Raw genomic sequence first — 14300 nt, forward strand, 5'->3', positions numbered from 1 at the left:
ACGCCGCCGGCGGCCTCTCGCAGCGAGTCGGTGTAGTCGGCATCAGTTGCCAGCATCAGTTGCCAGTACTAGTTGCCTTTGAACAGTTCGCGCATGCGTTGTGCCTCGTCGCCATGCTGCGACTGGACGAGTTCCCGATAGACCTGGTCACGGCTTTTGCCGGTCGGCGCGCCCATCGCGGTTTGCGGAGGCACGGAGCCGCCGACGGCGAGTATCGCGTCCTGATCGGCAGGTTGCGCGGGTTCGGTCGTGGTTTGCGCAAGAGCATGCGCGCAGACGAGTGCAAGGGCGGCAGACGTCGCGATTCTGAGTGGTTTCATTTCGCTTTACTCCGGACAGTGGATGGAAGAGGCGAATGCAACAGGACCTTCGTGCCGGCTTCATGGCGGGAGGCACTTGTGCTGCATGCGTGGCGCAATGTTGCGGCTGTGCGGCCAGGGCGCCAATGGACGCGGGCTGTAGAAATCGTTAATTTTTTGCCCACCGAGGTGCCGGTGCGCTGAGCGCGCGGCGCATCGCGCGCGATGAGAAGGAGTAGGCATGCCTGGCACTGCGCTCCCGATTTTCAACGCGGCGATGAGTCGCCGTCAGCGCTGGACGATGTTCGTTTCGAGCACGAGCGGCGCGCTCGAAACGTTCGATATCGTGGCTTACGCGTTCTTCGCGCAACAGATTGGTCGAGCCTTTTTCCCGGCCAGCGCCGGCGCAACGGAGATGCTGTCGTTTGCCCTTCTCGCGCTCGGTTATCTCGTGCGGCCGCTAGGCGGACTCATCTTCGGGCATCTCGGCGACAAGCATGGCCGGCGTCAGGTTTTCGCGTGGTCAGCGATGGTGGCGGCCGCCGCGACGCTCGCCATTGGACTGCTTCCGTCATACCGCGTCTGGGGCATCGCGGCGCCGGTGTTGCTGCTCGTGCTGCGGCTCGTGCAAGGCTTTTGCGTCGGCGGTGAATTGCCGGGCGCGGTCGTCTACGCCGTGGAGACCCAATGGAAGAACCGTGGCTTTTTGTGCGGCATCGTGTTCTTCGCCGTCAACGTCGCGTTGCTGATTGCCGCGGCACTCAACCTCGCGCTGAGGATGATGCTGAACTCCGCGCAAATGGACGCGTTCGGCTGGCGCGTCGGGTTTCTGTTCGGCGGCGCCGTCGGCCTGTTCAGTTTTGCGCTGCGCCGCACGTTGCCGGAGACCGACGAATACCGTGAAGCGACCGGCGCGCGACATCGCCAGCCGCTGGCGGTCCTACTGCGCCGGCATTGGCCGGCCGTCGTCACCGGCATCGTGGCGTCTGCGCTGGTCGGCGTCACCAATGGCATCTTCTTCGCGTACGTTCCGGCGTGGCTGCGACAGTTCGGCTACGAGCCGCAGCGGATCGCCCAAGGTCAGATGCTATTCGTCGTCGTGATCTCGATCGGCATGCTGGCCGTCGCGCGGATTGGCGACGTGCTGCCACGGCGTGTCATCTTTCGCACCGGGGCCGTGCTGTCGGCACTGTTCGCGCCGTGCTTCTACGTGCTGCTTTCGCGTCATCTGCTCGGTCTGCCGGCCTTGTTTTTCCTGGCGGGCATTGTGACCTCGTTCGCGCACGGCACGTTCGCCTGCGTGATAGCGGAGATGTTCCCGATCGGTGTGCGATTCTGCGGCGTCGCTGCGGCGATCAATCTCGGACTCGCGACGTCGATGGGCACGGCGCCCCTTTTGGCCAGTGTTCTGGTGATCAAGACTCAAATTCTGCCGGCGCCCGCGTTGCTCATCGTCCTGAGTGCGGTGTTGGCATTCATGGCGTCGTTCTTTACCGGCAGGGAGTTCGTCAGGATGGCGTAGCGATGCGACCTTGACGGGCCAAAAGCCCGGCCGTCGAGGCGTGTTTCGTGCCCTTCCGGGAGAGGCATGACATTTAACGCCGTAGCCGTGGATAAGAACCGTGAACAAAAAACGGAGACACGAATGAAGCCCTTCTTTGCCGGCGCGACCGTGGCAATGCTCGCGAGCGCCGCATTGCCTGCACATGCGCAAAGCAGCGTCACGATCTACGGCGCGCTCGATGCCGGTCTAAGCTATATCAGCAACGTTGGCGGCCACGGCACGCTGCGCATGGACGATGGCATCAACCGCCCGACGCTGCTGGGTTTTCGCGGCGTGGAGAATCTCGGCGGCGGCAACCGCGCGGTGTTCGAACTGACCACGCAGTTTTCGCTCGACAACGGTAGTTTGCTGCCGGGCCAAAGTCTGTTCTCGCGCACGGCCTATGTCGGATTCGACAGTGACCGGCTGGGGCGTCTGACGCTCGGCAACCAGTACGACTTTATGACCGACTCGCTGTTCTTTCACGGCGACGACCCCGCGGAGGATGCGGGGCATCTCTACGGTTTTCGCGCTGGGCCGTTCAGGAAACTGGGTATCCCGAACAATCCCACCGGCGACTTCGATTGGGATCGCATGGCCGCGGAACGGATCGCCAACTCCGTCAAATATATGAGCCCGACATACGCCGGTTGGAGTGCCGGCGCGATGTATGGATTCGGCAATGTGGCCGGGTCGATCGGAACGGGCAATTCGAGCAGTGTCGGTTTGAACTATGTCGGCGCGGCGTTCGGTGCGAATGCGGCCTATACCGATGTGAAGTACGTCACGCCGGGCGGTGAGATTGGCATTCGCAACTGGGGCGTCGGCGCTCACTATAACTGGAGCGGTTTCGTGTTCAACGGCATCGTCACCACGGTGCGCAACACGGTGGCGGGCGGCGCAATCGCGGAGGCGTCGGGCGGTCTGATCTACTACATTCGCCCGGACTGGAGCGTGGGCGGCGCGTACATGTACATGAAGGGCAACCAGGTGCTGAACAACAATCACGCCCATCAGGTCTCGGCGATCCTCGACCACCTGTTGTCGAAGCGCACGTCGGTGTATCTCATGTCGGTCTATCAGCGCACCAATGCGGGTGCGCAGGCGCTCATCAACGGACTCACTGAGCCGAACGATTCGGCTAGCGGTCCCAATCAGATGATCGTGCGCGTCGGTGTGCACACGCTGTTCTGATGGTGGTGCGTCGGCGTAACAAAAAGGCCACCAAGGCGAGCCTGCCGGTGGCGCAACAGTGGCCGCGCCCTCAAACGCGTGTTGACCATTGCTTATTTCGACAGGCCTGGCGTGCTTCGAGTCTCCTAATCTTGACTTTCGAAACCGCCCGGTGCGGACCCGCATGCCGGGTGGTGCGGCGGGGGTACGGCCTCATGGTCGTCCCGCTATGCCGATTGTGCTTCCTGCGATGCCTGTTCTGTGATGCTTGATTTGATCGCTTAATGCGGTGCAGTGGACAGCGGTTGCACAGTAGCCGAGGACAACTTGATCATCGCGCTTTTCTTGGATAGCGTTTTGCGGGGCGCAGCTTTTGTTTCGTCGGTGGGCTCTTTTGCTCTCTGCGATGCTTCAGCCAGCAAGTTCGTCGCATGCTGCGCCGTGATTCGGCTGCGCGGGATGCCCTTCGCGTTGAGTGCAATGACCTGGAACAACTCGCGGTCGCATTCGAGTTGCTGCTGATACTGCTCGGCCGTGTCCACCAGCAATTCCAGCAGCGTCCGATGACGCTTTCTTTCGTCACGCGTAATCGCAGGATTTCTAACTATCGATGACGCAAGTGTGATCAGTGTGTCCAGTTGACCTACCTGCCGGTCGCATACATCGAACGCGGAAAGGGCAAGTTTTTCGTACTGGAGTGCGTCGACTGGCGGACGCGCAGCCGGTTGATTTTTGACGGGCCTGGTCATGGTGCGATCTACCTGTTGCTTCTTTGGATCGCACGGACACGCACCTTTGGGGGGAGGGGTGAGCGGGCACGAAGTAGGGTGAGAGACCGGTGTTACGTCAAGCCGGCGAGCCTTGCGGCTCCCCTACCAAGGCCCGCCCATTGAATATAGACGTGCAGAGGTAGACGCACTCCCGCCTGAGCGGGGTGCGGACGTAACAAACAGGCTGTCATTCCTGGTCGCTAGGTGTTTCCCGGCGACCTGGTAACTATAAGGGAGGGGAGGTATCTCGGATTTAGTCTTGGGGGCTAAATGTTGGGATTGGCCGATGGGATAAGAGCGGGTGGTTGGTGCTTTCCGTATTTTCACCGCAATTTTGTAGACGGCTGATTGGCCTTTGTCACTGGTGGCGCTCCCTCCGATACTGGCCTTGCGAGTGCCGAGATTGGAAAGCGCAGAAGACTGAAGTCGACCCGGTGCAGACAGTCATCATCCTGCGAACTGTGCGGCGCGTCTCGGAGTGCAGCGGACATTCGAGGGATGAGATCGTTGGCGGATTCTCGGCCGAAGCTCGATTGGGTCACCCAAAGACAGCGGGCGGCATTTCCGCTGCGGCTATCGACGCGCTGATCGACGAGTATCGAGCGGGTGTCGCCATAGCTACCCGAGCTTTTCCGATGGACGTGGCCGACGCGGTGTTCGTCGGCATACGCCGCCCGAAGAGGAAACTCGCGCAGTAAGCCGCCAGTGAAAGTTGGCGATGAAATTGCGCAGTAAAAGTTGTCAGTGAAAGTAAGCACCAAAAATGCGGCGCATTCAGTGGGTTATTCTAACCTCAATGCGACTAGCTCAAGTTTCTTACCAAATAATGAATAGCTTCGATTTGTCTATCGCAACATATCTGTCCAACATACACTTCGGTCATTTTGCGACCCGATCCATACAAGGCATCGCCGACCTTTACACCTTCAAAGGCCTCGTACTCATTCCCGTGCTGTGGTGGATGTGGTTTCAGCAGGACGAGCGCCGCGAATGGCGGCGAGAAATGGTTCTCGCGACGTTTCTCAGTGGCCTCGTGGCGCTCTTCATCGGAAGACTGCTGACTCATTGGTTGCCGTTCAGAGTTCGCCCCGTCTATAGCGCCGAACTGCATCTGAACTTTGCAGGTAGCGATATCAAGGACGCACTGCTGACAAGTTGGAGTTCCTTCCCAAGCGATCACGCGATGCTATGGATGGCGGTCGCCACCGGCATCTTCCTCGTGTGGCGTGGCATCGGTGTGCTAGCGATTCTCTATACCGTGCTGTTCATTTGCGTTCCGCGCGCCTATCTCGGCTTTCACTACCCAACCGATTTGCTGGTGGGCGCCGCTGTGGGAATCGGAATTGCCTATGTCATGACGCGAGATGCGATCCGCGTGCGTTACGCGACTCCGGCGCTGCGATGGATCGAACGCTGCCCGGGGCCTTCAGCGATGCTGGCCTTTATTCTGTGCCTCGAACTCGTTACGCAGTTCGACGAACTGCGCACGCTCGCGAGCAGTGTGCTCAAACACCTATGAACCACGCGTTGCGGTGCGCCGCTGCGAGCGTGTCGGTGGTGGCGCCGCCCGAGCGAGTGATTTTATCGAAGCCAGGTTCATCGACGCGACACGCGTCGTTGTGATCGAAACGGCCGCTCAGAAAGCGGAGCAGTCGCACGAATGTCCATGTGACGTTCTGGATGAACGTCGCTTCATGGCCGCGCTCGGTCAGCGATTCTCAGGCATCACCTGCAACAGCGGCTCTGGCGTCAGCGCGACTTCCCCTGTAAAGGGTCGATCGTGGGAGAGGATGAGCAAAAAGGTTGTGGCGAGTGCCGCGGAAAACAGACCGATTGCGACGGCAGATGTCAGCCGGTTGTCGCAATGAACGAATGCGATGGCGAACAGCAGGCACACCGCCAGAAACGTCAAGCATAACCATTTGACACCATTCACTTCGCTGCGACTGATCAGGATACGCTCGCGACGCACTTCGAGAGCATGCTGCAGGGACGCCGCGACCTCGCGCTGCGCCGTCTGCTGTCCGGGCGTAACGACTGGCAGGGATAGCGTGAACTTCAGTGCGTTGTTCAGCGCGGGAGGACTAACGTTAAGTGTGACGGCTCCCTTCGCCACGAGCGGCCATTCAGTCGTCGCGGTGTACTGGATGTAGTCTCGGACCATCTTTCGCAGTTCGGTCTGCGCTTCTTCTGGCAAAACGGCAGACATGACAACAACCGATCGCAGCGCACTCGCTTCAGTGGCGACCGCGACATTGGCGCGCGCTGTATCGTTCCAGACCTGCGAGGCCGTGAAGGCGATAAATAAGCCGAATATGATACCGAGTGGAGAAAGCAGACCGGGCGAAATTGCCTTGAATGATCGCCCATATCGACCGGCAGCAAGCCATCCGGTGACGAAATGGATGGTCGCGCTCGCGAGAGATATCGCGCCGAAAGTGACAAGTGCCATCAACCATAACGGCAACTCATGTACCCATGTACTCATTATTGTAGTCGCGTAGACTGCACGCGATATTCCTGGTGGGTTGGGGAGTCCAAACCCCTCAACCAGACCACGAAGCTTTATCGATAGTCTGTGCGCTCGACCACGTTGCGCCGTGATGGCCGACCGGCCGGACAGCGTTGATTGCTGCCCGCCCCGACCCATACTCACACTTCGGTTTGCTCGGCCATCTCAAGTGCGTCGTCGACCTCGATGCCGAGATATCGGACCGTACTCGCGAGCTTTGTGTGACCGGCCAGCAGCTGTACGGCCGTGAGGTTCTTGGTACGGCGGTAAATCAATGATGCTTTCGTTCGCCGCATCGTGTGTGTGCCGTAGACGGTGTCGTCTAGCCCGATCGATTTAATCCAACGATGGACGATCCCTGCATATTGACTGGTTGAAGGGTGGGGCGACGCGTGAATCCGACCAGGAAACAGAAAGTCCGAGGAAGACAGCCCTGCTACCCTGATCCAATTTTCCAGACTATCCCGCGTCTGCTCGGTGATTTCGAACTGCACCGGTCGCTGCGTCTTCTGTTGCATGACGGTGGCCCGAGGCGCTACGCGTGTTCCGAGGCAGACTTCGCGCACTCGTAGTTTCGTCAGGTCGCACGCCCGTAGCTTGCTGTCGATCGCTAGATTGAACATCGCCAGATCACGGGTTTTCGCTCCCAGTTGCAATCGAATCCGAATGGCCCAAATCTCCTTGAGCTTCAGCGGCGACTTCTGCCCCGTTAGCTTGTCTTTGTGCCACGGCACGCGCGCTGCGGCGTTGCTGACAGTCGCTTCCATGACAACTCTCCTTTCAGGTGAAGGGAAAGTTAGTCTGCGCCAACTGCCATCGGCGATACTCGACCCTCAACTGCCGGTGATCGCGGTGTGGTTGCGATGGCCGCTTGCAAGGCATAACGGCCCGTCCTTCTTGTCGTTCTTAGGGTTGGTTTCGGCCTTTGCCTACATTGGCATATCGGCCCCGCTCCGGTCGGCTAGAAGCTGCATTGCTCCCGTTGAACCATGCCGCCACAAAGCTGCCGCTTGCGCATATCGTTTGTCCGAACCTCTTTCATCACATGTATGCTGCAGAAACTGCGACAGCCTATCCGCAGGCGATGCTACACGGCCCGGCGGCCTTGCAACGCAAGCGAAAAGATCTTCGCTTCGACGCGGTGCTGACGGACCAGCCTCATCCAGACTGGCGCGGCGACCTGGAACTGCTGACGATCGAAGGCTGTATTCTGGGCGAGACGGTTTTCTGTCATCCGGCCACGCGCACGCTGATCGCCTGCGATCTGGTGGAGAACTTTCATCAGTCGCCTCATTGGCTGACACGCAACTACCTGCGCCTGGGCGGAATCCTCGGTCGTGTCAGCTGGCACCCGCTACTGCGCATGGCGTATCGGGACCGCAAACGCGCACGCGCACGCGCCTGCATCGACACTCTGCTCGCCTGGCCGTTCGAACGCGTCGTGCTCGCACATGGCGACCTCTTGACGGACGACGCCCACGCCTTGGTCCGTGAGGGCATGGCATGGCTCTAATCGTGCATCGCTCGGCGCCGGTCAACTGGAATTCAGACGGACTCGAATGAGGAAAGGCTCACCCCTTACTCCAACATTCGCGGTTACTACCTATGCAGGCCGGCGACCTCACGACAAGATCCACGTGGCGAACGTCCGCAGCCTGGGGCGGAACCGACGTGCGCATCGCCAGCAACGCGACGAGCTTGCCGTAACTGCGGCGAGCGACCGCCTCGGCAATCGCACGCGCAGCGCCGGCAGCGTCACGGTCGCCGCCGGACGGACTCATGCAGCAGATGGCGCATCGGACGGGGCAGTCCAGACCGGGCGCACTTCCATGACGCCGTGCGCCGCGCCGGGACAACGCGACGCCCACGCGAGCGCCGCGTCCAGGTTGGGCACGTCGATCAGGTAGTAGCCGGCGAGCTGCTCCTTCGAATCGGAATAGGGTCCATCGAGCACCTGCGGCGTGCCGTCGACGAGCCGCACCGTGGTCGCCGTGCTTGTGTGCTGCAGCCGGTTGACGCCCACCAGCACTTCCGCTTTCTTCAACGATTCCGTGTACGACTGATACGCGGCAACGCCTTGCTGCCGCTCGCTGTCGCTCATCTGATTCCAGCCGTTTTCTTCCGAGTAGATCATCAACAGGTATTGCATGTAAGCCTCCGTCTTCAGATTGAGGCGGGTGAATTACATCGGACCGCCATCATAATGACGCGCGAGCCGCATGCTGACGGACAGGCGGTGTCGAAAAAATCGCGAACGGCGCGTCAGCCTCAGTCGTTCGCGTCTGTCGCGGACCCTGCGCGTAGTCACTTCGCGCGAGCCCGGCGTCCCCTCCACGCTGCCCGCGGTCCGTTTAGTAGCGAACCTGGCTTACGCTGCAACGGCAGCGCACATTCGTGCTGCTCCTGTGCGAACGTCGGGAAAGAAACCCGTAGCGGCCTCACCCCGAAACAGACCTGCGTACATCGCGCCATAAGTCTCGTGAAGCGATGGAGGAGGGTGCGCGAAAGAGGCCGCGCATCGACAGCGATGCCACGTGAACTCAGCGCAAACTTCTAACCTGACTCGGCGTGACACTTCCGTCAAACCGATTGCCGAAATGGGTCCTCGTATAGTTGACGACAGCAGCGACCTGATCGTCATTCATCGCGTCGCCAAACGATGGCATCGCCTTTCGGCCGTGCAGTACATTGACGATGACGTAGGGTGCTGCTTCGACTGCCGGGTTATCAGCGAGCGCCGGGTAGTGACCCGCGCCCTGTGCGCCTTTTCCATCCGGCATATGGCATCCCGCGCAGCTCGCGTTGTATAGCGCTTCGCCGCTTTTTTCGGTGAAGCGGTAGCCCGGCGAAATCGTGAAGGTGCGTAGTGCGTCCTGTGCCACGGCCTGAGCCGGCACGGTCGCGGCTCCCATCAGCAAGGCGATCAGCATTGCGCTGAAGATCGGCGGCGACCTATTCATTGACGATTCTCCGATGCAGCCGGGTGATCGCATCCAGTGACGACAACACGGCGCCTTCCTGCCATGCCGGGATATGGGAAGCGTGCTCTCCGGCTAGGACAATCCGTCCGTCGATCTGACAGAGATCCGCGTAATGCGCTTGTCTCAATGCATCCGTCCATGCGGCGAAGCAGCCATTCGTGAACGGTGATCGGCTCCAGCTCATCGCGAAACCGTTCTGGTACTCGCGCGCGTACTGCGGATGAATCTGGCTGCCCTGGCTCAATGCCACTGCGATCCGTTCCGCAGGAGGCAGCGCACCCATCTCATAGCTGGCGGGCCCCCACATGTAGGCGCCGAGCAGCACCGCGGGCCCGCTCGATCCGTAACCGGTTGCCGGATAGCCGATCGTCGAGATCGGCAGGTCGGTATGCGTGATGCCGCCGTAGATCTGCTCGTCTTCTTCCCAGAATCGCCGGCCGAATTGCAAGCCGATTTTCACCGATGTCTCGTAGGGCACCGCATCGATCGCGGCGCGCATGGCCGGGCCGACCGCAATGTCGATCTGACTCAGAATCGAAAGCGGAATGGTGCACACCAGCCAATCCGCGTGTGCGTTCCGTTCGGTTCGGGTGGTCGTATCGGTATAGCGCACGGTGACGCCTTGCTCGTCCTGCAAGATGGCCGTGACTCTGGCGTTGAACACTACGGCGCTCGCGACCTGCGAGTGAAGCGCATGGGCAATCCTGTCCATGCCGCCGACGGGCTGGAAAATGGTGCTCTGGAAGTCCTGCTCGTTTCCAGACGAGAGCCATTGCCACAAACGCGACGCCAGCAAGGGGTCGCGCGGGAGCAGATTCGACGGCACGGCCTTGGGCATCAGCCCACCGCCATGCGCGGTCTCGAATCCGCGGCGTTCACTGCTTCGCCGGCCCGCCTCGTAACGGCCATCCCGACCGAGCGCACCCCATTGGCGCAGGGATTCGAGTAGCAGATGCGCATCTTCGGCTGACAACGCATCGTCGAGTGCATCCTTGTGGATTGCTTTGGAAAGCAACTCGGCGATGTAGCCTTGATAGTCGGTCTGCACCGCCCGGAACCGTTGCGGCTTGCCACCGAAAGCCTCCGTCGAATGCAGGTATGCGTTGTAATTGACCTGGATGAACGGCTCGAGCGACACCTTCAGGTGTTTTGCATAGTCGAGTACGCCCTGGTGGTGATACGGAATGCGCCACGGCCCTGGGTTCAGATAGAGCCCGTCAGCGAAATCGCAGTACTGTGTGGCACCGCCGAGTTCTGTATATCGATCACCGCCCCTGACAGTCCAGGCCCGACCACCTGCGCGGTTGTTGTACTCCAGCACCTGCACGTGGTAGCCCGCGTTCCTCAACTCAAAGGCCGCGACGAGGCCGGCCATGCCTGCGCCGAGCACGAGAATTCGCGTTCCTTTGGGCGCGCCGTCGAGTCTGGGCGGCCCGGCGTAGGTCGACGCAGCGGCGAACCCCAACGTGCCCATGCCTTGCATCATGGCGGCCGCGCCGAGGTTCTTGCCGATCAGCGTCAGCAGGTGCCGGCGGCTCATCGCATTTGCGGTCATTCTCGACATAAGGACGTGGCGCCCCGACTGGAGAGAAACGATGGTGAACGAAATCAGATGACATCCCGGATTGTAAAGGCCGGAGTCATCTGGATTCGTATATTGGGGGGGTGCGTTTGGGCGTACTGTAAGCGCGGACCGTATTGAGTAGCGGAAGGGTCCTCCGATTTGGGGCCTTTGTCTTGTCTTGTCGACACTCATGCGCTTTATGTCGAAAGCTGCGAGTCGCCGCTCGTTTGCGACCCAGCCGCTGCGCAATTGATCGAAGACTGATTCTGGCTATGGTTGTCTCCTGAGGTCGTAAAGAGCACGTTAGATGCCGACAGTTAGCTCTTCAAGCCCTGTCGCCGTTCGCGACGCTCGAGGAGCATGATCACGGGAGGCGCCAGACTACCCGATTGAGACGGTCGTACGCGATCCACGAAGGTCCGCTTTGTGCCGTTTCAGGGGAGCAGGCTAGGGCGAACCGGCGTCCCCGACATGGCTTCACGGCAATCAGCATGTCACCTCGGTCTGGTGAAGCCGTCCGCACTCCACTTTTCGCTGCCGACGCCATGGTGAACGAAGAAAAGGCCTTCGGGATCGTACTTTGTCTTGACGGCGTGCAACCTTGGATAGTTAGCTCCCCAGAATGAATGTTGCCAGTTGCTGTCGAAGAAGTTGCTCTCCGACAGGTAGGCGCCCGCATTCGGCACCACCTTTCGCAACTCGTCGGCGGACCGTCGGATGGCAGCGGCATTTTTGCGCGCGATTGCCAGATCGATCGGCTGGCCCATCAGGCCGGGGTAGGCGGCCGGCATCCCGCCGGCAATGATCGCCAATGCGAATGCGGTTAGCACCGCCGGGTTCATCGCCGTGTCCTTCGCTGCGGATACATCCGCAGCGTTGGTGCCGGCCAATCCCTTGTTGAAATGCAGGGCAACTGGCCAGTGCCGCGTGCTGGCGAACACGGCGTCGGCGAAGCGCCTCTGCCGACTCTCTTGCAGCAGCAACGCGGGTAGCCAGAAGGACTCATAGCCGTAGACGTACGCCCCGAGTTCGGTGTTCTCTTCCGCAAACCACATGTTGTTTGCCGGCGCGCCAGGACGGTCGTCGAAAAAAACCAGGTCCGGCTCGGTCCTTTTCCTGTACTGCCAACTCCAATAGTCTTGCGCGGGTCTCGCGTGGACGACGAATGGCGAGGTGACGGCGAAGTCGTGCGGCGAAGCGTCGATCCAATCGATGAACGGTTGCCACGCAGCCTGGGCCTGTTGTTGATCCAGTCCGTGCTGCCCGTAACATTTAAGCAGGCCGCGAGCAAAGGCTCGACCTTGACGAGCCGGCCGCCGACCTCCTGGCTCAGCTTTTCCCAACTCGCAGCGCCCGGCCACGCGGAGTCAGATGGCCGTACGCGCCGGAACGGCTTGGCTGCCGGGGTGCTGGCAGCCAGCGCGGAGGTCGTGAAACGGGGCAAAACGATAGACAGGAGCGGTATGCTTGCGAGGTAGCGGAGCAGGTCTCTTCTGTCCATGGCCGCGACTCCTCATGGAAGGCGGGGGCAGCCGCGTTGACTGCCCGCCCGACAATGATAGCGAGCCGTTTGGCGCTTCGCCATCCATAGATTCGACAGGAAACCAGACAGACAGCGTGCTTGAATTGGCTTCTGCGTCGGTCTTGAATGCCCACGACGCTTGTGGATCGGGCGTAGCCTAACTTTGCAGAGGAGCAGACGCGTGTGGGTGACGCACGCCGACCGCCCTATTGCTACTCCCACAAGTGACAAGGCGGTAGTGATCGACTATCCACCGGCCTTACGAGAAATATTTCATAAGGTCGCATAGCAGACGTCGCTTCGCCAACTGCGAACGCCTCCTTCTGGCCGACTACCGCCTCACCCCTTTGGCCCAGCAGTCGGCCAACATTTGTCGAAACCGCCGTATTCAGCGGTGAATTGGTCGCTCCTTCGCACACCAACGTAAAGCCTCAGCAGTGAATCACCGCCAAGGCCCGCACCTGAACCACTCACTTATTCACCATCTTCGCCGGCACGCTGATCGCCAGCAGACCGCCGAGCACCATGGACGCCGCCAGCATATACATGCCGGAGTCATTCGCGGCTGTCGCCTGTTTGAGCCAGCCCACCGCATACGGGCTGAGAAAACCCGCCAAATTCCCAATCGAATTGATCATGGCGATGCCCGCCGCGGCGCCCGTCCCCGCCAGAATCGCCGTCGGCAGACTCCAGAACAGCGGCAGGGTGGTCAGGATGCCCATGGTCGCGAGCGTGAGCGCCGCCATGGCCAGCACGGTGTTGTGCGCCCACACCACGGAGAGCACCAGGCCGATCGCGCCCGCGAACGCAGGCAGCGCGATGTGCCAGCGCCGCTCGCGATTGCGGTCCGCGCTGCGCGACACGAACACCATCGCGACCACGGCTGCCGCGAACGGAACCGCCGAAAGCAGGCCAATCATGAACGCATCCGTCACGCCGGTCGCCTTAATGATGGTCGGCAACCAGAAGCTCACGCCGTAAAGTCCCATCACGAACGAGAAATACGTGAGACTCAGCATCAGCACGCGGCCGCTCGTGAGCACCTGGCGAATCGGCATGTCGTGCTTGGTGGCTTCTTCGGCGGAGACGTGGCGTTCAAGCAATTGCTGCTCTTCCTTGGTGAGCCACTTCGCCTTCGAGATGCGGTCGTCCAGCATGGCGAACACCATGATGCCGACGATCACCGACGGAATCCCTTCGAGCAAAAACAACCACTGCCAGCCATGCCACCCGTTCAGGCCGTTGAAGCTCTTCAGGATATAACCCGACACCGGACCGCCGATCACACCCGACAGCGCGATCGCCGTCATGAACCACGTAGTCATGCGGCCGCGCCGGTGCGACGGATACCAGTAGGTGAGGTACAGAATGATGCCGGGAAAGAAGCCCGCTTCGGCGAGACCGAGCAGGAAGCGCATCAAGTAGAACATGGTCGGCGTGGTGACGAACATGGTCAGCATGGAGACCACGCCCCATGACACCATGATCCGCGCGATCCACACGCGCGCGCCGACTTTGTGCAGGATCACATTGCTCGGAATTTCGAAGATGAAATAGCCGATAAAGAAAATCCCCGCGCCGAAGCCATACACCGCGTCGCTCAGCCCGAGGTCGGTGGTCATTTGCAACTTGGCGAAACCGACGTTGACGCGATCCAGATACGCGACCACGTAACAGAGCATCAGCAGCGGCGCGAGCCGCCAGGTGACCTTGCGGTAGGTCGCCTCTTCGAAGGTGGAAGGTGGCGCACCCGCGCCGGAATGGTGGAGCGGATCTGCGGGACTAGCCATAGGTGTCTCCTCTTTTTTTGTGGAATTGAAGTACCGCCGTCGATCGATTCTATCCGCGCCGGGTGGTTTGCATGACGAATCGATACCGGGGGAAAACACTGACTTCGGCAAAGGCCGCTGCACGAGCAGCCCTTGCGCAAGAGACG

Annotated in this window: 14 protein-coding genes and 1 pseudogene; 5 read left to right on the forward strand and 10 right to left on the reverse strand. The window is 60.6% G+C overall.

Features of this window, described 5'->3' with window-relative positions; all coding sequences use genetic code 11:
- Positions 1 to 68: 68 nt before the first annotated feature.
- Positions 69 to 320 (reverse strand): hypothetical protein, encoded by a 252-nt coding sequence (locus HF916_RS32500; protein ID WP_168792950.1) that lies wholly within the window; start codon positions 318 to 320, stop codon positions 69 to 71.
- A 220-nt stretch (positions 321 to 540) separates the two neighbouring features.
- On the opposite strand from HF916_RS32500, the gene HF916_RS32505 reads away from it, so the two are divergent.
- The gene (locus HF916_RS32505; protein ID WP_168792951.1) at positions 541 to 1821 is read left to right on the forward strand and encodes an MFS transporter; all 1281 of its coding nucleotides are present in this window, start codon (positions 541 to 543) and stop codon (positions 1819 to 1821) included.
- Positions 1822 to 1944: 123 nt separating this feature from the next.
- On the forward strand, positions 1945 to 3036 hold the full coding sequence (locus HF916_RS32510; RefSeq protein WP_168792952.1) for a porin: 1092 nt from the start codon (positions 1945 to 1947) through the stop codon (positions 3034 to 3036).
- A 260-nt stretch (positions 3037 to 3296) separates the two neighbouring features.
- Here the strand turns inward: HF916_RS32510 and HF916_RS32515 are convergent, their stop codons facing one another.
- On the reverse strand, positions 3297 to 3764 hold the full coding sequence (locus HF916_RS32515) for a hypothetical protein (RefSeq protein WP_168792953.1): 468 nt from the start codon (positions 3762 to 3764) through the stop codon (positions 3297 to 3299).
- Positions 3765 to 4318: 554 nt separating this feature from the next.
- Here HF916_RS32515 and HF916_RS51110 point away from each other — a divergent pair.
- Both HF916_RS51110 and HF916_RS32525 read left to right on the forward strand, forming a co-directional pair.
- Complete coding sequence (locus tag HF916_RS51110) at positions 4319 to 4483, forward strand: hypothetical protein (RefSeq protein ID WP_240975783.1); 165 nt, start codon at positions 4319 to 4321, stop codon at positions 4481 to 4483.
- A gap of 128 nt (positions 4484 to 4611) precedes the next feature.
- Positions 4612 to 5304, forward strand: coding sequence for a phosphatase PAP2 family protein (locus HF916_RS32525; protein WP_168792954.1), 693 nt, complete (start codon positions 4612 to 4614; stop codon positions 5302 to 5304).
- Between the two features lie 189 nt (positions 5305 to 5493).
- Here the strand turns inward: HF916_RS32525 and HF916_RS32530 are convergent, their stop codons facing one another.
- Both HF916_RS32530 and HF916_RS32535 read right to left on the reverse strand, forming a co-directional pair.
- The gene (locus HF916_RS32530; protein WP_240975784.1) at positions 5494 to 6237 is read right to left on the reverse strand and encodes a DUF4239 domain-containing protein; all 744 of its coding nucleotides are present in this window, start codon (positions 6235 to 6237) and stop codon (positions 5494 to 5496) included.
- A gap of 200 nt (positions 6238 to 6437) precedes the next feature.
- The gene (locus HF916_RS32535; RefSeq protein WP_168792956.1) at positions 6438 to 7064 is read right to left on the reverse strand and encodes a tyrosine-type recombinase/integrase; all 627 of its coding nucleotides are present in this window, start codon (positions 7062 to 7064) and stop codon (positions 6438 to 6440) included.
- A 215-nt stretch (positions 7065 to 7279) separates the two neighbouring features.
- On the opposite strand from HF916_RS32535, the gene HF916_RS32540 reads away from it, so the two are divergent.
- Positions 7280 to 7810, forward strand: coding sequence for a hypothetical protein (locus HF916_RS32540; protein WP_206002024.1), 531 nt, complete (start codon positions 7280 to 7282; stop codon positions 7808 to 7810).
- Positions 7811 to 7943: 133 nt separating this feature from the next.
- Here HF916_RS32540 and HF916_RS52130 read toward each other — a convergent pair.
- From HF916_RS52130 to HF916_RS32565, 6 genes and pseudogenes are all read right to left on the reverse strand, one after another.
- Positions 7944 to 8078, reverse strand: a pseudogene (locus HF916_RS52130) (RNA polymerase subunit sigma-70); the annotation flags it as partial.
- Entirely contained in the window at positions 8075 to 8446 is a 372-nt protein-coding gene (locus HF916_RS32545; protein WP_168792958.1) for a YciI family protein, read from the reverse strand. The pseudogene HF916_RS52130 and the gene HF916_RS32545, both read right to left, overlap by 4 nt.
- A 391-nt stretch (positions 8447 to 8837) precedes the next feature.
- Positions 8838 to 9257, reverse strand: coding sequence for a c-type cytochrome (locus tag HF916_RS32550; protein WP_168792959.1), 420 nt, complete (start codon positions 9255 to 9257; stop codon positions 8838 to 8840).
- Positions 9250 to 10818, reverse strand: a complete 1569-nt coding sequence (locus HF916_RS32555) for a flavin monoamine oxidase family protein (RefSeq protein WP_168792960.1) — start codon at positions 10816 to 10818, stop codon at positions 9250 to 9252. Before HF916_RS32555 ends, HF916_RS32550 begins: the two co-directional genes overlap by 8 nt.
- 518 nt (positions 10819 to 11336) lie before the next feature.
- Positions 11337 to 12185, reverse strand: a complete 849-nt coding sequence (locus HF916_RS32560) for a BBE domain-containing protein (RefSeq protein WP_168792961.1) — start codon at positions 12183 to 12185, stop codon at positions 11337 to 11339.
- 649 nt (positions 12186 to 12834) lie between these two features.
- A complete protein-coding gene (locus HF916_RS32565; protein WP_168792962.1) occupies positions 12835 to 14154 on the reverse strand; it encodes an MFS transporter in 1320 nt (439 codons plus the stop codon).
- Positions 14155 to 14300 lie beyond the last annotated feature (146 nt).

This window comes from Paraburkholderia aromaticivorans, assembly GCF_012689525.1.
GTDB classification, from domain to species: Bacteria; Pseudomonadota; Gammaproteobacteria; order Burkholderiales; family Burkholderiaceae; genus Paraburkholderia; species Paraburkholderia aromaticivorans_A.